The 19,462-nt window shown below is 45.8% G+C and carries 23 protein-coding genes; 8 read left to right on the top strand and 15 right to left on the bottom strand.

The window, feature by feature from the left end; genetic code table 11:
* Positions 1-10 precede the first annotated feature (10 nt).
* Positions 11-412, bottom strand: coding sequence for a DUF2177 family protein (locus tag ICN10_RS02410; protein ID WP_216212162.1), 402 nt, complete (start codon positions 410-412; stop codon positions 11-13).
* Positions 413-499: 87 nt separating this feature from the next.
* Here ICN10_RS02410 and ICN10_RS02405 point away from each other — a divergent pair, with 87 nt between their 5' ends.
* On the top strand, positions 500-940 hold the full coding sequence (locus ICN10_RS02405) for a universal stress protein (protein WP_216212159.1): 441 nt from the start codon (positions 500-502) through the stop codon (positions 938-940).
* Positions 941-1,036: 96 nt separating this feature from the next.
* Here the strand turns inward: ICN10_RS02405 and ICN10_RS02400 are convergent, their stop codons facing one another.
* Positions 1,037-2,491, bottom strand: a complete 1,455-nt coding sequence (locus ICN10_RS02400) for a M23 family metallopeptidase (RefSeq protein WP_370626188.1) — start codon at positions 2,489-2,491, stop codon at positions 1,037-1,039.
* Between the two features lie 65 nt (positions 2,492-2,556).
* Positions 2,557-3,498 carry a 3-hydroxyacyl-CoA dehydrogenase NAD-binding domain-containing protein gene (locus tag ICN10_RS02395; RefSeq protein ID WP_370626213.1) on the bottom strand — a complete coding sequence of 314 codons (942 nt, stop codon included), beginning with the start codon at positions 3,496-3,498 and terminating at the stop codon, positions 2,557-2,559.
* A gap of 90 nt (positions 3,499-3,588) precedes the next feature.
* Here ICN10_RS02395 and ICN10_RS02390 point away from each other — a divergent pair, with 90 nt between their 5' ends.
* Positions 3,589-4,722: a mandelate racemase/muconate lactonizing enzyme family protein gene (locus ICN10_RS02390; RefSeq protein WP_216212154.1), complete on the top strand. Its 1,134-nt coding sequence runs from the start codon at positions 3,589-3,591 to the stop codon at positions 4,720-4,722.
* Between the two features lie 71 nt (positions 4,723-4,793).
* Here ICN10_RS02390 and ICN10_RS02385 read toward each other — a convergent pair whose 3' ends face one another.
* From ICN10_RS02385 to ICN10_RS02370, 4 genes are all read right to left on the bottom strand, one after another.
* Positions 4,794-6,806: a TRAP transporter fused permease subunit gene (locus tag ICN10_RS02385; protein WP_216212151.1), complete on the bottom strand. Its 2,013-nt coding sequence runs from the start codon at positions 6,804-6,806 to the stop codon at positions 4,794-4,796.
* A gap of 85 nt (positions 6,807-6,891) precedes the next feature.
* A complete protein-coding gene (locus tag ICN10_RS02380; protein ID WP_216212149.1) occupies positions 6,892-7,842 on the bottom strand; it encodes a TAXI family TRAP transporter solute-binding subunit in 951 nt (316 codons plus the stop codon).
* Positions 7,843-7,874: 32 nt separating this feature from the next.
* Positions 7,875-8,801: a dihydrodipicolinate synthase family protein gene (locus ICN10_RS02375; protein WP_216212146.1), complete on the bottom strand. Its 927-nt coding sequence runs from the start codon at positions 8,799-8,801 to the stop codon at positions 7,875-7,877.
* Between the two features lie 15 nt (positions 8,802-8,816).
* On the bottom strand, positions 8,817-9,746 hold the full coding sequence (locus ICN10_RS02370) for a 2-hydroxyacid dehydrogenase (RefSeq protein ID WP_216212143.1): 930 nt from the start codon (positions 9,744-9,746) through the stop codon (positions 8,817-8,819).
* An 84-nt stretch (positions 9,747-9,830) separates the two neighbouring features.
* Between ICN10_RS02370 and ICN10_RS02365 the strand changes: the two genes are divergently transcribed.
* On the top strand, positions 9,831-10,772 hold the full coding sequence (locus ICN10_RS02365) for a 3-hydroxyacyl-CoA dehydrogenase family protein (RefSeq protein ID WP_216212140.1): 942 nt from the start codon (positions 9,831-9,833) through the stop codon (positions 10,770-10,772).
* Positions 10,773-10,808: 36 nt separating this feature from the next.
* Here the strand turns inward: ICN10_RS02365 and ICN10_RS02360 are convergent, their stop codons facing one another.
* On the bottom strand, positions 10,809-12,014 hold the full coding sequence (locus tag ICN10_RS02360) for an MFS transporter (RefSeq protein WP_216212137.1): 1,206 nt from the start codon (positions 12,012-12,014) through the stop codon (positions 10,809-10,811).
* A gap of 43 nt (positions 12,015-12,057) precedes the next feature.
* Between ICN10_RS02360 and ICN10_RS02355 the strand changes: the two genes are divergently transcribed.
* A complete protein-coding gene (locus ICN10_RS02355) occupies positions 12,058-12,738 on the top strand; it encodes a cytochrome b/b6 domain-containing protein (RefSeq protein ID WP_216212134.1) in 681 nt (226 codons plus the stop codon).
* Between the two features lie 17 nt (positions 12,739-12,755).
* Here ICN10_RS02355 and ICN10_RS02350 read toward each other — a convergent pair whose 3' ends face one another.
* Both ICN10_RS02350 and ICN10_RS02345 read right to left on the bottom strand, forming a co-directional pair.
* Positions 12,756-13,208, bottom strand: coding sequence for a cytochrome c (locus ICN10_RS02350; RefSeq protein ID WP_216212132.1), 453 nt, complete (start codon positions 13,206-13,208; stop codon positions 12,756-12,758).
* Between the two features lie 68 nt (positions 13,209-13,276).
* Positions 13,277-13,939, bottom strand: a complete 663-nt coding sequence (locus ICN10_RS02345; RefSeq protein ID WP_216212129.1) for a site-2 protease family protein — start codon at positions 13,937-13,939, stop codon at positions 13,277-13,279.
* A gap of 28 nt (positions 13,940-13,967) precedes the next feature.
* Here ICN10_RS02345 and ICN10_RS02340 point away from each other — a divergent pair, with 28 nt between their 5' ends.
* Genes ICN10_RS02340 through crcB form a run of 4 tightly spaced genes read left to right on the top strand, consistent with a single transcriptional unit; the run spans position 13,968 to position 15,494 of the window.
* On the top strand, positions 13,968-14,135 hold the full coding sequence (locus ICN10_RS02340; protein ID WP_216212126.1) for a hypothetical protein: 168 nt from the start codon (positions 13,968-13,970) through the stop codon (positions 14,133-14,135).
* A 44-nt stretch (positions 14,136-14,179) separates the two neighbouring features.
* On the top strand, positions 14,180-14,317 hold the full coding sequence (locus ICN10_RS02335) for a hypothetical protein (RefSeq protein WP_012358215.1): 138 nt from the start codon (positions 14,180-14,182) through the stop codon (positions 14,315-14,317).
* 9 nt (positions 14,318-14,326) lie between these two features.
* Positions 14,327-15,106: a 4,5-DOPA dioxygenase extradiol gene (ygiD, locus tag ICN10_RS02330; RefSeq protein ID WP_216212122.1), complete on the top strand. Its 780-nt coding sequence runs from the start codon at positions 14,327-14,329 to the stop codon at positions 15,104-15,106.
* Positions 15,107-15,116: 10 nt separating this feature from the next.
* Complete coding sequence (gene crcB, locus ICN10_RS02325) at positions 15,117-15,494, top strand: fluoride efflux transporter CrcB (protein WP_216212119.1); 378 nt, start codon at positions 15,117-15,119, stop codon at positions 15,492-15,494.
* Between the two features lie 42 nt (positions 15,495-15,536).
* Here crcB and ICN10_RS02320 read toward each other — a convergent pair whose 3' ends face one another.
* The 5 genes from ICN10_RS02320 to ICN10_RS02300 are packed head-to-tail and all read right to left on the bottom strand — an operon-like array spanning position 15,537 to position 19,399.
* Complete coding sequence (locus tag ICN10_RS02320; RefSeq protein ID WP_216212116.1) at positions 15,537-16,514, bottom strand: tripartite tricarboxylate transporter substrate binding protein; 978 nt, start codon at positions 16,512-16,514, stop codon at positions 15,537-15,539.
* A gap of 18 nt (positions 16,515-16,532) precedes the next feature.
* Positions 16,533-17,057: a chromate transporter gene (locus ICN10_RS02315; RefSeq protein WP_255536785.1), complete on the bottom strand. Its 525-nt coding sequence runs from the start codon at positions 17,055-17,057 to the stop codon at positions 16,533-16,535.
* Entirely contained in the window at positions 17,054-17,596 is a 543-nt protein-coding gene (locus tag ICN10_RS02310; protein ID WP_216212114.1) for a chromate transporter, read from the bottom strand. The genes ICN10_RS02315 and ICN10_RS02310 overlap by 4 nt, the downstream gene beginning before the upstream one ends.
* A gap of 19 nt (positions 17,597-17,615) precedes the next feature.
* Positions 17,616-18,593 carry a D-2-hydroxyacid dehydrogenase family protein gene (locus ICN10_RS02305; RefSeq protein WP_216212112.1) on the bottom strand — a complete coding sequence of 326 codons (978 nt, stop codon included), beginning with the start codon at positions 18,591-18,593 and terminating at the stop codon, positions 17,616-17,618.
* Positions 18,594-18,616: 23 nt separating this feature from the next.
* Positions 18,617-19,399, bottom strand: a complete 783-nt coding sequence (locus ICN10_RS02300; RefSeq protein WP_216212109.1) for a sulfurtransferase — start codon at positions 19,397-19,399, stop codon at positions 18,617-18,619.
* Between the last annotated feature and the right edge of the window lie 63 nt (positions 19,400-19,462).

Genomic DNA, 19,462 nt, shown 5'->3' with positions numbered 1-19,462 from the left:
ATTAAATACGCTATGAGAAGCGGTTGCCAACCCAGTAGGCGATGCCTGAACATGCGGCGGTAACAAAACTGCCCCATGCAATATCAATCAATGCTAGTTGTGTTGGAAAGTTTCTAATGACTGCAAGATTGGTGAGGTCGTACGTCATGTAGCAGAACAACCCAAAAAGAGCGCCATATTGCAGTGCATATATCCAGGACTGTTTTGATAGCGCTGGAACAATGACAAAAATACAGACCCCGAGGGCATAGAGAAGGTAGAAAGCAAGTCCAGCTATAAGCTTGGGTTCGCTAGCCATTAAGTCACCCATTTGATCTCGATAGAGATTCTTTGCGATACCCAAAAGCCATACCAAATCAATTGCGATTAGGGTGACTAAAAATGTGGCGTAGATAGCAAAATTCTTGAGCAATTAAGTTACCTTTATTCTTTTATAGGCTAATAATAAGCATTATGATGGAAAGAGTAGGTTAGTAGTCCAATTTAGGGAGAGGTAAACATGTTTAAGCATTTATTAGTACCTGTAGATGGTTCGGATGTCAGCAAAAAATCCTTGAAGAAGGTTGCTGCACTTGCTAAGGCAGATGGCGCCGCTGTAACTCTGGTTTATGTTTCTGACCCCCTGCCTCCAATGGTCTACTCAGATAGCACCATGGGCTATGGAATTTCACAAAAAGAGCATGCTAAGGTTTGCGAGGCTTATGCAAAAGATATATTTAAGAAGGCAACGACTGCACTTGGTGCTGGTATCAAGGTAAAGAGTCTTCATATTGCAAATAGCAACTTATCTGAAGGCATTTTGGATGGGGCAAAAAGGGCGAAGGCAGATGTCATTGTGATGGCCTCCCATAAGCGCACGGGTATCAAGAGTGTCTTGTTGGGTAGCGAGACTCATGAAGTCATTGTTCACTCAAAACTACCGGTATTGGTTTTGGGTTAATTCACTTAGCACTCAGCATTCAGTAAAAAGGGTCCGTAAGGACCCTTTTTGTTTAGCTGAAGTAAGTAAATTCAAATCACTCGCTAGCAATATTGCTTAGTTATTTTTAATGGGGCTGCCAAGTAATAATATTTCTCTGGTCAGTTGTCCGCTTTCGTTATCGCGCATAGACCATAAATCAAGTTGAGTCTTTGGTGCATAAGGATCAACGTAAATACCATTTTTTCTCAGTTCGAAATGAAGATGCGGTCCAGTTGATCTGCCGGTAGATCCAACATAACCAATCTCTAATCCGCGACGCACTTCATTGCCTAATTCGAGCTCGACGTTGTAGTTGCTTAAGTGAGCATAGTAGGTATGGTAATTGCCTGGATGCTCCAAAATAATCAAGTTACCAAATGCGCCGCTGTAGCCAATGTGAGCAACTCTGCCATTGGCGACACTAAAGATAGGTGTGCCAGTTGGCGCAGAGTAATCAATGCCCATATGGGCGCGATAACGTTGCTTAGGAGCGGGTGCGGGGGTTGCAGGTGCAGATTTGGTTGCCGCCGCAGGTGCTTTGCTACGCTTGCCTGAGGACGCCCTTACCATGCCAACACCGCGAGAGATGCGGCGATAGCTTAAGGGGTTGGTCCAGAAAGAGCGCTCAAGAGATTCGCCTGAGCCAGTAAAAAAGCCACCAGGGATGTCGTTACGTTCTACCCAAAACGCATTTGCATAAACTTCTTTAGTAGTTGGATCAATGATTTCTGCAGCCCAAATTTGAGCCCATTTTTCACGATCACCAAAATCTACAATTAAGCGCACAACGCTATTGGTATTTTCGAGAGAATTATTTTCTTCTGGATAAATTTGCTTGATCAGGGAGTTCAATTCCCAAACCAGTTCAACTGGTAGTTGATCGCTTACTTTGCGGGGGTCATACAAAACATCTCTTAGCGGAATGCGAATCTCCGTTAAACGCTTAGATTCATCTTTAAGTAAGTCTTGTTGAATTAAAAAGCCACCAACTGCTGATGGTGTAAATGTCCATACTTCAGTTTTGCTATCTTGAATTGGGCCATTCATGATGCTGAGCGAGTCAAAGCGATTGCGACTACCGAAAGCAACCGCATAAGGGATGCAGTCCCCACGCATGTGATCAAAAAATGTTTTGGTCTGATTCTTAAAGAATTCGGCAAATTGGCTGTTGTTGATGCCAATACTTGCGGGAAGACTATCTTCGGTAAAGCTTCGTCGTAAACATCCTTGTACCACGCGATAGTCAAGATTGGCGTCGCTATCAAGCATGAGCTCATCAGGTGCTTTGCGCTGAAAGAGGGCTGGGTTCAAGCTCATGCTGCTAGTCTTTGAGTTAGAACCTGCAGATTTATCTTTAAAGCCAACTTGCTTAGTGGTTTGGACGGTAATTTTGTTGCGCGCTTGGCTGGTGCTTTGAGTTTGCTTGCTCTGTGCGTATGCAAAGCCCGGTGTTGAGCTTAGAAAGGCGCAGCCAGACAAAATAATGACAGCCCTACTGAACAGGGAGCTAAAAGATGCTTTTGTATTCACCCCTCAATTATCTAATAATGTGAAAGCGTGGGCGAATAAATATGCTGTGCTGCAACAAATTAGATTTAATCTTGGTCTGGTGCGATCTTCAGAACTTCAAAGGCAGCTTTTAGCCTTTGTTCGTACTTCTGCTTCATGAGGGTTGCCTCATGAGTCGGCCAGTCTTTGAATCCTGCGCCCTTAGCAATGCCAGTTTTGCCACTTTTAACTAAATTGGTCACACAACTTGGTGGATGGGTGATATTGGACAGTGAGGGGTATATCAATTCTGCAGCTAAGGTCATGCCTTCCCAGCCGGAGATTTCTTTTTGAGTCATAGGCCCAACTGCAGCGTAGCGAAATCCAAAGCTATAGCGAACAGCGGTATCTATATCGTCAGGAGTGGCGACACCTTCCTCTACAAGCGAAAGTGCTTCACGCATTAATGCATGCTGAATGCGATTTGCTAAAAACCCCGGGATATCTTTTTTAACTAGCACCGGCTTCTTGCCGTGGGCGCGATAAAACTGACAGAGCTTTTCTGCCAAGACTAAATCAGAACGTTTCCCCGTAACAATTTCTACGAGTGGCACGATGTGCGCAGGCATAAAGTAGTGGGCATTAAACATGCGATGTGCTGTTGGCAGATCCTTTGCAATATCGCTGATAGGAAAGCCAGAACTATTGCTACCAATGGGAATGTGAGGCGGAACACGTTGGTCTAGCAGGGCAAAGATGTCCTGCTTCAATTGCAGTTGCTCGGATACTGTTTCAATCACAAAGTCCACATCATCCCAGTCTTGCCAGGTTTCAATGCTGCCGCTTTGTAACGAGGGGTTTGCCTTTGGCCATTCGGTATTAATTGAATCTGCACATGACCTAATGGAGTCGAGGCATGCTAAAGCCTTCTCTGGGGTGCGACCTAGCATGACAATGTTGGCGCCACTGGCTAAAAATCCAGCAGCAATGCCAACACCCATAGTTCCCGTTCCGATGACAACCACTTTGCTCATTTTTAGCCTGCGTATTCTGTTAGGAATGAGTCGATTATTCCTTATTTAGACTCCTGCCGGCAATTTAAATTCTGGATACAATCATTTTTTGATTAAGGAGTTTAGATGCCGATTATTGAATCCATCCAAGTTGCTTCTGTAGCAGTACCTTTAGACAAGGTCACCTCATTTTCTACTCGCACTGTTTCTGAACGTCATTATTGTCTAGTGAAAGTTCGTGGCAAGGATGGGAACGAAGGCATTGGCTTTTGTTATGTTGGTAGCGCTGGTGGAGATATCGCCAAGGTTGCCGTGGAGCAATTATTGGCCCCCAAACTGATTGGTCAAAATAGTCACCGCAGTGAAGGTTTGTGGATGGATATGTATAACGAGTCCATATTGCAGGGGCGGACTGGTGCCGTGATGCGTGGAATCTCTATTTTGGATACAGCTCTGTGGGATTTAAATGCACGATCAGTTGGCTTGCCCTTGCATCAATACCTCGGCTCAGTGGTGGATGATCGCGTGCCAGCTTATGCCAGTGGCGGCTACTACCTTGAAGGAAAGACCCCGGCCAAGCTTGGCAAAGAGATGGAGTCTTACGTTAAGCAAGGCTTTAAGGCGGTGAAGATGAAGGTGGGTCGCCTATCTCCATCAGAAGAAGAGGCTCGAGTTAAAGCGGCTCGTAAAGCGGTGGGTGATGATGTTTTACTCACTTTAGATGCGAACAATGCATGGCGTGACTTACCAACCGCTCTTGAGTACGTGCGTCGCTTTGAAGCTTACAACCCTTACTGGATAGAAGAGCCTTTTTCGCCAGATGCGATCGATTTGCATGCTGCATTAGCACGTCAAACTAAGATCAATGTTGCTACTGGAGAAATGGAAGCGGGACGTTGGCGTTTTAGAGAATTAATTGATGCTGGTGGCGCCGCCATTTTGCAATCTGATGCCGCAGTGTGTGGCGGCATTACTGAGTGGAGAAGAATCTCTGCATATGCGGATTTAAAGGGTGTCATTGTTTGTCCGCACTGGATGCATGATTTACATGCACCCTTGGTAGCCGCCACCCCTAATGCGCGTTTTGTTGAGTTCTTCTTGGATGACCAAGTGCTCAACTTCCGTAGATTAATTAACAAGCAGCTCACCTTTAAGAATGGTGATCTGATATTACATAAAACCCCGGGACTAGGATTTGAGTTTGATGAAGCAGCTGTAAAGAAGTACGCAGGCAAGGCTGCTTGGACTAAGATCTCATAAGCTAGAGTTTTCCGTTCTCGCCTAAAAATAAAGCCCGCTAGTGCGGGCTTTATTGTTTTTAAGAGAGCTTCTTAAGATGATCGCGGATTGAGTTTGAAATGCGTAATGGTTTGAGTAACCAGAACCAAACCAAATCCGATGAAGCCAATCAAGTCTGCTTCAGTAGAAGGGTAGGCAAGAGCAACTCCAGAGATCACCATAATCACGCGTTCAAAGATTTTGGTTTTCTCGATGAACCAGCCTTGCAGTCCTCCAGCCAGGCAGATGATTCCAACCACTGCTGTAAATGAGACCCAGGCGATTTGCATCCAGTCAGCCTGCTCAAGTGCAGTAGTAGATCCCATCAGCAATAAGCTCACACCAGACTTATCTAATACAAACATGAATGGCACTAGGATGGCTGGAGCAACATACTTCCAAGTTTGCAAGGTGGTCTTATAGGGATTACCTTTGCATATCGCCGCAGCTGCAAATGGGGAGAGCGCAGTCGGTGGCGATACTTCAGAAAGCACGGCGTAATAGAAGATAAACATATGAGCAGCAAATGCAGGTACGCCCAAATTAATGAGAGCAGGCGCTGCAATCACGGCGCAAATAATGTAAGAGGCTGTCACTGGAACAGCCAGACCAACCACCCAAACCACTAAAGCGGTAAAGATCGTTGTTAGCAGAAGAGATCCGCCAGCGTATTGAATCACAATCGAGCTAAATTTCAGACCAAGACCTGTCAGGGTGACGGTGCCGACGATCAAGCCAGCACCAGCACAGGTAGCCGCAATTGCCAATACACCGGTTGATCCAGAGGCAAGCGCCTTCGTGAGGCCCGAGTTATAGAGTCCTTTAAGAATAGGCTCTTTTCCCTTAAACCATGCCCAAGGAATAATTGCAGTATCTTCGCGCAACATGCTAGATAGTGCAGAAACTACGGTTGCCCAAAATACTGACATGACAGGAGAAAAGCCCATCAACATAAAGACGACGATGGAGATGAGTGAGAAAAAGTGAAACCAATACTTTTTAGTAAGCTGCCACGCAGTTTCAGCTGATGAAAACTGAATGCTCTTCATGCCATATTTACGAACATCAATCTCTACCATGACAAACAAGCCAAGATAAAAGAGGATCGTTGGGATAGTTGCCATCAACAACACATCTAAATACGAAATTTTTAGGAAGTCAGCAATCAAGAAGGCTGCCGCTCCGAGTACCGGAGGTGAAATAATCGCGCCAAGACCACCTGCTGCCAAAAGGCCACCAGCTGCATTCTTCTCGTAACCTACCTTATCTAACATCGGGGCTGCAACTGAGCCAACGGTAACAGTTGTAGCAACGCCTGAACCTGATGGACCACCCAATAAAAATGATGACATCACGATGGTTCTGCCTACGCCAGAAGATTTACCGCCCATTGCCGCAAATGAGAAATCAATAAAGAATTTACCTGCGCCTGTGAATTGCAAGAAGGCGCCAAAAATGGTGAACAGAATAATGAGGGTTGCAGAGACGTCTACAGCGGTGCCGTAAATGCCTTCGAGCGTCATGTACATATAACCTACTAGGCGATCAAGTTCATAACCTTTATGTGTCCATGGGGCAGGCAGGTAGTTGCCAAATAGTGCATACAGCAAAAATAAAACAGTTACTGTCACTAGAACCATGCCATTCGTTCTTCGGACACTCTCAAGGATTAGCAATATCAATCCAATACCAATCATTACATCTGTAGAGTTTGGTGCAGTGTTTCGATCCATGAAATCATCGCCGCCACTGAGAATGTGATATGCGATGGCTATCGATCCTATGGCGAATAGAACGTCCCAAATCATGAGGCGATTTTTAAAGCGCGCAGCAATTGGAAAACTAAGGAATACTAAAAATAGCACAAGCGCTACGTGAATAACGCGTAGCTGATGTGTTGGGACGATAGAGTAGGCCGCATAAAGATGAAATAAAGACATGCCTACTGCAACCAGGGTGATGAACTTGGCTAGTAGACCCTTGTAGTCGTTAGAGTCGCCTTCCTCTTGCTTGATGAAGGCATCTAATTTTTCCTGGGTTTCGTTATCGATAACGTTTTGATTCATGTCTCAACCTATATTTTTTATATTTATGCGCTACTTTAAAACAAAAAGGGGTGAGTTTGACTCACCCCTGACTACAAATGCTGGCTTAGTTTACTTTGACACCCTTTTCCTTAAAGTACTTTAAGGCGCCTGGATGGTATGGAACTGGTGTTGCGTTTGCTTTTTGAGCATCCAGTTTGACATTGCGGTATTCGGCATGTGAGCGAACTAACTCGAGCTGGTTGTCAAAGACAGCCTTCACGATTTTGTAAGCTTCAGCATCAGACATGGAGGCATTCACAACCAATAAGTTAGCAACTGCAGCAACATTGTTGTCTTTAGCCATACCGCTATAGGTTTGTTTGGTAATGAGGGATGGGAAATACAAGTTACCGTATTTCTTATTCATTGCCGGGACTTCAGCCGATGTGTCGACCATGACAATTTTCATGCCAGGGCTATTGGCTAAATCAGTTACCGCTGCAGTAGGTAAGCCACCAACCCAGAAGAATGCATCAATCTTGCGGTCCTTTACTGCATTCACAGATTCAGCAACACTTAAGCGCTCGCGCTTGATGTCTTTAGTTGGGTCGATGCCTGCTGCTTCAAGAAGACGGAACGCCATGACTTCTGTAGCGCTACCAGGAGATCCAGTGCTTACGCGTTTGCCTTTGAGATCAGCCATAGTTTTGATGCCAGTCGATTCAACTGTTGCAACGTGCATCAAGTTTGGATAAAGAATTAGCAAAGTGCGTACTTCAATTGGCTTATCTTTGAACTTATCAACACCGCTAGTTGCATCTTTAGCAGCATCAGCCATTGAGAAACCAACATAAGGCTTGCCCGTGCCAATGAGTTTCAGGTTGTCAACAGAACCACCGGTGACTTCTGCTGTAGCAGACATTCCGGGAACTTTGCTAGAGAGTACTGAAGCAAGTCCGCCACCCATTGGGTAGTAAACACCGCCTGTACCGCCTGTTGCAATAGAGATGTTCTGAGCACTCACGCTTGCGCATAAAAAGCTCAGTGATAAAGCAATTATCTTAAGTAGTTTCATTGTTGTCTCCTAATTGGTTTTATATTTTTAAATTACAGGCCCGGCATACTGAAATTAATTTTCTGCAACTCACTTAACAATTGAGCTTGTTGCTCAGCGGTTAATTGCATGAGTGGCGGACGAACTCTGAGCCACTCAGGATCTTTGCTGTAATGAGCAACAGCAGTCTTCATGCCAGCAATCATTTGATATTTAGCAAAAATTCCACGCACCTGGTCAAGGCTGGCCTGACGTTGGTCGGCATCAGACTCTCTCCAGTGCGCAGCTAAATCGGCAATTGCTTTTGGGTTCACGTTAGCGGTAGCGGAGATGCAGCCTACACCGCCAGCACGTAAAGCGCGCATTAAGAATACTTCGCTACCCGCATATACGCGGAAGCCATGAGGCGCCAATAATTTAATGACGGATTCTGTATAAGCCCAATCACCGGAGCTATCTTTCATGCCAACAATGGTTTTTGGATACTCTTTTGTTAAGCGCTCTAACAAAGAGAGGCTTAAATTAATTTTGGTAACTGGTGGAATGTTGTAGATGTAGATCTGTAGTGCAGCACTGCCAACTTTTTGAATTACTTCAGAGAAGTAAGCAAATAGGCCATCGTCAGAAACATCTTTGTAATAGAAGGGTGGCAACATTAATACGCCGGCACATTTGTGGTTCACTGCGTGACGTGTCATGTTGACAGTGGCATCAATTGATGTAGCACCGGTGCCTGGCATAAGGTGTTCTGGGTTTAAGCCACCCTCAATGAGTGTTGTCAGGGTGCTCATCTTCTGTGGGGCTGACATTGAGTTAGCTTCAGAGTTTGTGCCAAAGATGGCTTGGCCAACGCCATTAGCTTCTAGCCATTTGCATTGCTTTAATAACTTAGGAGCATCCGGGGTGCCGTCTGCATTAAATGGTGTCAGAACAGGGGAAAGCACCGCAGGTAAGGTTGATGGGTGCAGAGAAATCGTCATGCTGGCTCCGTTTTTCTAGTTATTTACTTCCGATGGAAGTGGTTGTTGTTTAAAGAAAGCTTCTAAATTATCTACAGCTAATTGGGTCATTGCTATCCGTGTTTCCGAGGTGGCGCTACCAATATGTGGTGTTAACAATACATTATCAAGATTTAAGAAATCTTTGTTTGGGTTGGGCTCGTTTTCAAAAACATCTAAAGCGGCGCCGGCAATCTTTTTATGTTGCAGTGCATATAAAAGAGCATCCTCATCCACCACGCTGCCACGAGCGATATTAACTAAATAGCCGGTGGAACCCAGAGCCTCAAGAACTTCGGCGTTGACCATCTTGTTGGTTTCAGGTGTGGCAGGACAAGCTAAAAATAGGATGTCGCAGTCTTTCGCTAAATCCTTGATATCTCGATGGTAAGTGTAAGGAAGCGTTTTTTTGTTTGGCCCTGAATAGGCAATTTCTACCTTAAAAGGCTTTAACCGTTCGGCTAAATCTTGGCCAATCCGGCCCATGCCTGCAATGCCTACGCGCTTGCCAGCCAGGGTAGTGGTGATTCTGAAGGGTGCCTTTGACCAAGCAGTGCTTTTGACGTATTCCTGAGCCTCTGGAAGTTGGCGCAAAAGTGCAAGCATTATGCCGACTGCTAGCTCGCAAACTGCGTCGTTTAAGACGCCCGGCGTATTGCTTGCCTTAATGCCATTTGCTTTTAAATAGTCTAGAGGAAGGTTGTCGTAACCAACACCACAGGTTGCAACCATGCGGATACCAGGGATTTGTTTAACCAGCGCTTCCGGAAGCTTCGTATTGGAGCGAATCAAAATCGCTTGAAAGTTTCCAGCAGGAGCGGGAGCTTGCGGATCGGGATGATGAATGGGGATAAAGCGCCGATCTATCTCAGCCTGCATAATTTCAGGGAAATGGCCGACCTGCAGCACCGAATTGACGGGGATCATGTCTCGCTAGCTTTTTTATTGAAATAATGACCCCATTGTAAGAGTAATTTTCAGAAAAAGTCGGCACCCTTTAGGAGAGCATTCATGTTATTTACACCAGCTGAAACCAAAGTGGTGATAGTCGGTGGCGGCACTATGGGTGCAGACGTTGCAGCGGTATGCGCACGCGGTGGTTGTGCTGTGCAGGTAGTCGAGCCAACAACCGAACGACGCGCGCTGTTGCCTGACTACTTCGCCAACACGATGGCTGATTTGGGATACGAGCATCGTACCCATTTACTCACTGTTGCCGGAACTCTAGAAGAAGTCGATTGGACCGACATCGATCTAGTGATTGAATGTGTGCCAGAGCGCTTGGATATTAAGCGCGAGCTATTTGCCAAACTAGAAAAATATGCAAAGCCAGAGGCAGTATTGGCTAGCAATAGTACAAGTTTCCCTATTAGCGAAATTGCGAGTGGTTTGAGAACATCTGCCCGAATGATTGGCTTACATTTTTTTATGCCCGCGCATTTAGTGCCATGTGTAGAAGTAGTTTATGGTCAAAAGACTTCCCCAATGGTTGGCGAAAGTCTTTCGCGATTAATGACTGCTTGCGGCATGGTGCCAGTGACTGTGAAAAAAGATCTCCCTGGCTTTTTGGCAAATCGCTTGCAACACGCTTTATCGCGCGAGGCCTTTGCTATGGTTGATGAGGGAATATGTACACCTGAGGATATTGATAAGGCTGTGCGCTTTGGATTTGGCTTTCGTTATATTGCAGCCGGTCCAGCTATGCAAAGAGATCATGCTGGCCTTGAGGTGCATGGTGCTGGCGGAGCAACCATTTACCCCACTCTAAATAATTCACCAACGATTGCGAAGTGTTTGAGTGATCGTATCGCTAGCGGTAAGTTTGGTATGAAAACCGGTGAAGGCTTTTTCACTTGGACCGCTGAAACGATTAAAGCGGAGCGTGAGCGCTATCAAGATGCTCTGCGTGCTGGCCTGAAGATTATTCAGAAAGATTTGCCAGAAATTAAATAGTGGCAAGTTAGCAATTCAGTAATGCAGCCAATTGCTTTAAGAGATATCTTTTAAATGCAACTTGCTAAGGTGTGGAGCAAGGCGATGTGTAATCAATACGATTGCAATCGTCGCCACCCCACCAAATACGATAGACGGTACTAAGCCCATCATGCTGGCGGCGATGCCAGATTCAAGTGCGCCTAATTCATTGGATGAACCAATAAAGATTCCATTGATGGCACTAATTCTGCCGCGCATATGATCCGGTGTCGTAAGCTGCATGATGCTTCCTCGGATCACTACTGACACAGAATCAAAGCATCCAGAAATAAATAAGAAGAGGGCGCACAGCCATAAATTACTGGAGATACCAAAGGCAATGATGGCTGCACCAAATCCAGCAACTGAGATAAGAAGGTGTTTTCCTGAATCCGTCAGAACCGGGCGTCGAGCTAAGTAGATGCCGGTAATCACAGCGCCTGCTGCGGGCGCGGCACGCAAGATTCCCAAGGTCTCTGGGCCCGCGTTCAAGACCTCTTTAACAAAGGCAGGCAGGATAGAAACGGCGCCACCAAAGAGAACGGCAAACATGTCGAGTGCCATGATGCCCAAAATGAGCTCATGTTTTCTGACGTAATGAAAGCCCTCCAAAAAACTTTTTAAGAAGTGACCAGATAAGTTGCTCGACTTTTCTTGTACGGCGGTAATAAAAGTGATTCCGTATAAACCGACTGCTCCACAAAATGCAGCAAGTAAGTAAGTCCATTCGAGGCCTGCAAAGCCAATCATGAGGCCACCCAGTCCTGGGCCGGCCACTACACAAATCTGAAAAGCGGAAGATGCATAAGCTGTGTATCGGGGTAGTTGATCTCTTGGAATAATCTGACCAAACAGCGCTTGATAGGATGGTCTTAAGAGAGCTCGTCCAACACCAATAAATGCAACGGCGGTGTAAATCAATGGGACTGGTGGAGAAAGCCAGCCCAGTGCAATGCAAGTTAAAAATAAGCCTACTGCAATATGAATCAGGCATGCGATGGCTGCAATCCATTTGCGGGAATAGTGATCTACTGCATGTCCTGAATAAAGGGCAAGTGCAAAGTAGGGTACAAGCTCTGCAAGGCCAATGAGCCCGAGTGACACCACGCTATTGGTGATTTCATAAAGATGCCAGCCTACCGCAACCATCGTAATTTGGTAGCTGAGTGTTGCACCGATACGGTACAGCAGTAAGGTTCTAAAGGCTTTGCCGGGATTCATGAATTCTCAGCATTTTAAGGGAGAAGCGAGTTATCCTTTAAACATGAAGAAAATCATTCGCGTCTGGGATTTGCCGATCCGTTTATTTCACTGGTTGTTAGTGCTTTGCATTGTGGGGAGTTTCATTAGCGTCAATATAGGTGGCAATGCCATTCAATGGCACGCCTATTTTGGCTACAGCATTTTGTGCTTATTGATCTTCAGAATAATCTGGGGATTCATTGGCTCTACTCACGCGCGTTTTGTTTCCTTCTTTCCGAGTAAAAAGGCGATTCTTGCTTATTTGCAAGGTAGTTCACCTCGCGTGCTTGGTCATAATCCAGTTGGCGCATTATCTGTGTTTGCATTACTTTTTGTATTGTGCGTACAGGTTGCAACGGGTTTGTTTGTGGATGATGAGATTGCCTTTCAGGGGCCGCTAGCAAAATATGTATCGAGCTCGGTAAGCTCATTTCTGTCCCAGATTCATGAGGGTAATCAGGTGGTGATCTATACGCTGATTACAATTCATATTGCGGCGATCTGGTTCTACAAAAAATTTAAAGGTGAAAATCTTATTAAACCAATGATCAGTGGTGACAAAGAAATTGACCCAAGTGAAGAGGCTAAATACTTGCCTACTGACTTGGGTCGAGCCTCCAAGGATGGAGGGCTACAGCGAGGACTGGCTTTAGTAATCTTGAGTGTGATCGCTGTAGTGGTGGGCTACTTTATTACAAAGTAACAGCCAATAAAGTTGGATTATTTCTTTTTGAAATCGTCATGGCAACCTTTGCAAGTTGCACCTGCTGCACCAAAAGCTTTCTTAATACTTTCGAGATCGCCAGACTGAGCGGCCTTATTAAGATCCACTACCGCTAATTGCATCTTGTCACCAGCGGCTTTGAATTTTGCGTTGTCTGACCAGACAGCTGGTTGTGCTTTGCCGCCTTCAGTGCCTGGACCAAAGGCTTGCCATGGCAAAGTAGACAGCATTGCAACGATTGCAGCATTCTTGGCAACTTCATCTTTGTTGTAAGGTGCTTCGCCTTTAACAACTGCGCCAATTTTTCCAAAAGAGTTTGCCATGACCGTAAATGCGCTCTGACGATATTTAATGGCATCTTCTGGTTTTTGGAATTGCGCAAATGCTACTCCTGCGCCAATCGCTAAAACAGTTGCGGTGCCTGCTAAAACCAATTTTTGTAGTTTCATGATTGTTCTCCTGATGTGAGGTGCGCTACGTGGATTCAGAATATCCCAGAAAATGCTTTTCCGCTTGCTTAAAAGATCATTCTGAGAGGGCTAGTGAGCAAAAGGATCAGCCATTCAAAGAAGCTCATCAGTGGAGTCATCCATAAGGCGCTAATGACCCCAGTAAATACGAGTCCCAGCACAATAAAAAAGCCCCAAGGCTCTAACTTGCCAAGGGCAATCGACTGACGTGCAGGAAGTAGGCTTGCTAGAACGCGGCCCCCATCCAGAGGGGGCAGGGGAAATAGATTAAATACCAATAAACCTAAATTCCAGGTAATGCCCGCTTGAGACATGGAGATCAGGAATTTTTCATTGACCCCAAAGCCTACTAAGCAAATTAAGAGGATGAGCCAAATCAGTGCTTGGATGAAATTTGATCCCGGTCCTGCCAAGGCAACCCAGATCGAGTCAATTCTGGGGTTTCTGAGGCGTCCAAAATTCACCGGAACAGGCTTGGCGTAGCCCACTAAAAATGGCGACCCAGTTAGAAGTAAGACCAGCGGGATCAAGATGGTTCCAACGGGGTCTATATGTTTAGCGGGGTTAAGGCTGACTCGTCCCAGCATATACGCTGTGTTGTCGCCAAATCGACGGGCGGCATAACCATGGGCTGCTTCGTGGATGGTGATGGCAAAAATCAGGGGAATCGCATTAATTGCGACAGCTTGGATAGAATAGTCAGTAATCATGGCAATATGATATCCATAGGAGCTCAAAGTGACTGACGAAAAGAAACCCGATTCAAAGACCCCGGCTAAGGCTGTAATTGCTAAGCCGCCAGCACGCCCACCTGTCCCAAAAGGCCCATCTGGACCTGCTGGAAGGCCTCAGGCAGGCTTTGGCGGGGGAAAAGGCATGATGCGCAAGGCTGGTCGCGGTCGATAGTGGATAATTACTCCACTCATTAATGTGTTTACAGAGGATTTAGCATGAACGAATGGCATAACGAATCAAAAGAAGAAATCAACAAAAAGATCATTACATTGATCGTGATGTTGGGCGCCGCTACTAGCTTGGCTATTTTGTTTGCTTTGGTTGCAGCTCACACAGGTTACGTATTCGGTTAATCTGCATTAATGACTAGCCATCGCCAACCTGCAGTATTTGCTGGCCATGGCAGTCCGATGTACGCCATAGAGCCCAACCGCTTTACAGCGGCCTGGTCTGCTCTAGGAAAAACATTCAAACGACCAGACGCCATATTGGTGATCTCAGCTCATTGGGTAACTCGTGGAGTATGGGTTACCGCAATGTCTAAGCCTAAAACAATTCACGACTTTGGCGGATTCCCGCAAGCCCTTTTCGATATTCAATACCCTGCGACAGGCAGTCCTGCACTAGCAGACCGCGTGCAAGAGTTATTGAGTGTTCCGGTAGTGCTTGAAGAAAATGAATGGGGCATTGATCATGGTGCATGGTCAGTTCTCAAATATCTTTACCCGGAAGCTGATGTCCCAGTAGTGCAGTTGAGCCTAGACGGATCTATGTCAGCGCGCGAGCATTATGAATTGGCTAAGCAGTTGCGCCCATTACGTGATGAAAATATTCTCATTTTGTCGAGCGGCAATGTGGTGCATAACTTGCGTACTATTCATTGGCAAGAAGATGCACAGCCTTATCCTTGGGCAAAAGACTTCAATGATTTTTTCATCTCAGAGATGCACGCCAAGCATCATGGTCCTTTAATTGATTGGGAGAGTTATGGTGATGCAGCTCATATGTCGATACCGACCGCAGAACATTATTGGCCCGCTCTATATACCTTAGCTTTACAAGAAGAGGGTGAGCAAGTAAAAATCTATACTGATGGCATCGAAATGAGTTCAATTAGCATGCTAGGTTTCTCCATTCAATAAAGAACAGATTATGTGGCTTTCAATTTTCGCAATTTTCTTTGGCGCCGGTCTAGGTGCTCTATTAAGAGCAGCCTTTAATTTTCTGACTGTTGGTGCTGGAGCTGTGCTGCCTTTAGGGACCTTTATCTCTAATATGGTTGGCGGTTATTTGATAGGGGTTGCAGTAGCTTTTTTTGGCAATAACCCACACCTGTCTCCTGAGTGGAAGCTTTTAGTTGTAACAGGCTTCTTGGGAGGTCTGACTACTTTCTCCAGTTTTTCTGCTGACGTAGTTGGATTTATGCAGCGCGGTGAATTTACTTGGGCCCTACTTACTGCTCTTCTGAACTTGGTTGGCTCGCTCGTCCTTACCTTCTTGGGTATCCTTACTTACCAGGCGCTTAAATAAATAAAGGGGCCTCAAGCCCCTTTATTGTTTGCACATCTTTTTTTACTCTGGTTTGATGTTTGCGCTTTTCACTACTGCGCTCCATTTGCTTGCTTCAGATTTAACGAGAGCAGCAAATTCTGCAGGGCTTCCCCCGCCAATCTCATTACCTTGTGCGAGCATTAGTTCACGTAGCTGAGGATCTTTGAGTGCTTCATTTGCAGCAGCATTGAGCTTATCAATAATGGCTTTGGGTGTTCCTTTGGGTGCGATGAGCCCTTGCCAATTTAAAACCTCTACCTTGGGATAGCCTAACTCAACAAAACTAGGAACATTTGGAAGTAAGGGTGAGCGCTTTTTGCTAGTAATGGCAAGTGGTCGAATCTTGTCCGCTTTAATACTTGGTACCGCCGAATACATTTGATCAAACATGAGGTCAACATTACCAGCCATTAGATCGGTCAATGCGGCAGATCCACTCTTATAAGGTACGTGAATCATTTGAATGTCAGCGCTCAGTTCAAAAAGCTCTGCGGAGAGTTGGTGGCTGCCGCCAATCCCGCCTGAGGAAAACGTGAGAACGCCGGGCTTTGCTTTTGCTGCAACAACAATATCTTGGACTGTTTTAAAGGGGGAGTTCGGATTAACCACCAAAACCAAGGGACCCTTTTCCACTAGGATGATGGGAGTTAAGTCGGTTTCAGGGTCATAACGTAAATTGCCGAAGAGGGTTTTGTTCACAGCCATTGGTGCAAAGTTACCCATGCCGATGGTGTATCCGTCAGGGGCTGCACGCACGATAGCCTCTGTGCCAATATTTCCACCGGCGCCTGGTTTGTTATCAATCACGATAGGCTGCTTGAGAATAAGGCTCATCTTTTGACCTAGCTGACGACTCCTCGAATCTGCGCTTCCGCCTGCGCCATAGGGAACAATCAGGTTAATTGGCTTGTTGGGGTAATTGCTTTGAGCAAATACAGAGCTTGAGAAAACAGCAAATAAACAAAGCAGGGAAGCAGAAATATTTCGAATGATTCTCATATTTTTTTCTCGAAGTTATTAAATAAATCCTACTACGCCTAAAACTCCACCTATAGCAATTAAGTAGAGAGGATGCCAGCGAGTAAATAAAGTTATAGCTATTGTGCCAAAGGTCAATAAATGGGCGGCAGTGCTGTTATTGATTTGAAGTGCGATACCCCAAGCAGCAGATAGAACTAAGCCAACTGCCAGTACGCCAGCCGCTGCTTGAATTACCCTCTGCTTTTGAATGTCGCGCATACCTAAAATAGAACGCTGCAAGAAGTAGATCATGATTGAGGATGGCCAAGCAATTGCTAGGGTAGCAACCAATGCGCCAATGACACCTCCTACATTCCAGCCAATGAGTGTGACGGTCATGAGGTTGGGCCCAGGCGCTGCTTGAGCTATTGCAAAGTAGTCTGCAAAAGTTTGACCATTAATCCAATGCTCTTGATTGACGGAAAGATCGTAAAGGGTAGGAAGAAGAGCGTTGATACCGCCAAAGGCTACCAGGGAAAAGGCGGAGAGTTTGAGGAAGAGGCCAACGAGGGTGCTGATCATTGCTTCACTTTCTTCCAGGCTAGAAAAAAAGCTAATGGTGAAGCGATTAAGACCACCCACCCAAGTCCTAAATGAAAATACGTTGCCGCCAAGATTGTTAGAAAGATGACCAACAGCATGGGAGGGTATTTCATTTCGGTGCGCATCATCTTAAAGCCGGTGCTTGCTATTAGGCCGACCCCAACTGCGGAGATGCCTCGTAATAAACCCTGAACAATTGGCATATAACTGTAATGCTCGTAAAGAATGCCTAGCAGTATTACTAAGGCCACGGGTCCAAGCATCAAGCCCATGACTGCTGCGAATGCGCCGCGCACTCCAGCAAAGCGACTCCCTACACAAACGCCCAGATTGACAATATTGGGGCCGGGAACAATTTGGCAAATACCCAGCATTGCACTGAATTCTTCTGGGGTTAACCATTTCTCTTGTTCAACAATTGTTCGGCGAGCCCAGGGAAGAACGCCTCCAAACCCAGACATGCCGATCTTGCTAAACCCAATAAATAGCTGTTTCGGGGTCAGAGTTTTTTGCTGCATGATTGTTGGCTGGTAAAGCCTACTGTGGCTTAAATGGATGCGGCACAGGCTTATTTTCTAACCACGCTTCCAGAGTCTCAGTGATTCCTTTTGAGAAGGTGGCAAAAATAGGCTCAGCAATAAATCCAAGATGAGGCGTGACTAGTAAATTTGGGGTGTTACGCAACACATCTTTTTCTGGGAGGGGTTCAATATCAAAAACATCTACCGCAGCTTGACCTGGCCTACCTGCTGTTAACGCTGTTTGTAAGTCCGACATGTTGATCAGCGCTGAGCGTGAGGTATTTACCAAAATGGAATCTGGACGCATGAGTGCTAATTGATCAGCGCTAATGAGACCCTTGGTTCCTGGACCCGCAACTAAATGCATGGACACCACTTTGGAGGTTTTCAGAAGCTCATCAAGACTCACTGCTTTTGCATTTTCAGCCGCCGCACGTTCCGGAGTCATACGCGGACTCCAAGCTACCACTTCCATGCCAAATGCGGCTCCAACGCGAGCTACTCGGCCGCCAATGGCACCCAAACCCATGATGCCTAAACGTTCACCTGAGAGCATGGGTAAAACAGACATGGCATCACGCCAGCCGCCAGACGCAATCAATTTATTTTCTTCAATCAAGCGCTTGGATGCGCCCAAAATTAATGCCCAAGTCAGCTCAGCTGTAGTTTCTTTGGAAGGGCCGCCAGGAGTGCATGCCATAGGGATATTTCTGGAAACTAGAGCGGATGCTTCTAGGGTGCCATTGCGTTCGCCGGTAAACATTAAAAACTTGAGCTTTGGCAGGCGCGCAATCATGGCTTCATTAAAAGGAGATCGATCCCTGACGATAGCAATCGCATCTGCATCTTTAACGGCTTCATAGAGCGCTTCATCTCTTAAAGGCTCGTGATGAATAGTGAGCTTAGCTTGTTGATCTAACTTGTCCCAATTAGAAAAGCGGCGCAGTGCTCGCTCATAGTCTCCGAGAACAACGATATTAGGTAATGAGGTCATGAATGAATAATGCTTTCGGTGGGTTAATCTGTGGAAGAGTTCATGCGCAGTTTTTTACGAATGGAATGCTCTACAGGAATGGAGTCTAAATTAGGTTCAAGTGCTTCGCGCTCATCAAAAACAAAGCAGCTGCCTTGGTAGTGGGCGGAGCCCACCTCTTCAAAGTACTTCAGTATTCCACCTTCTAATTGGTAGCTATGTTGCATACCAATTTCTCGCATATAGAGACCGGATTTTTCGCAGCGAATCCCACCAGTGCAAAAGCTAACCAATGTTTTATCTGCAAGCTCATCTTTATGAGCGGAAATAGCCGCAGGAAATTCTGTAAATTTTTCGATATTGAAATGCAGAGCATTTTCAAAAGTGCCGTAGTCGACTTCAAAGGCATTACGTGTATCTACCATGACGACTGAGCGACCCAGATCATCGGTGCCGCGATCTAACCACTCTTGTAATTTTTTGGGGCTAATAAAGTTAGCGCGACCTTCTTCTGGGCGAATAGCTGGATGGTTCATGCGAATAATTTCATTTTTCAGCTTGATCAACATCTTTTTGAAAGGTTGATCTTCAGACCAGCTTTCTTTTGCTTGCAGGGGAGTAAAGCGGGGATCAAGACGCAACCAGTCTAAAAATCCGCGAAGTGCATCGGCTTTACCAGCAAGGAACATATTGATCCCCTCGCCAGTTAATAAGATGGTGCCTTTCAGTTGGCGTGCATTGCATTCTTCGAGCATCTTGGCGCGAAGCTCAGGTAAGCCATCTAGGCTGACAAATAAATAGGCGGCAATATTTAAAATCGACTTCATTTTTCTCTCACTTGGCTACGTCGCCATTATCGAGCAAATAGACCTCAGGGGTGTTAACCTTGA

Source organism: Polynucleobacter sp. 86C-FISCH (assembly GCF_018882415.1).
Classification (GTDB): Bacteria; Pseudomonadota; Gammaproteobacteria; order Burkholderiales; family Burkholderiaceae; genus Polynucleobacter.
This window is presented reverse-complemented; position numbering and strand designations above follow the sequence as displayed.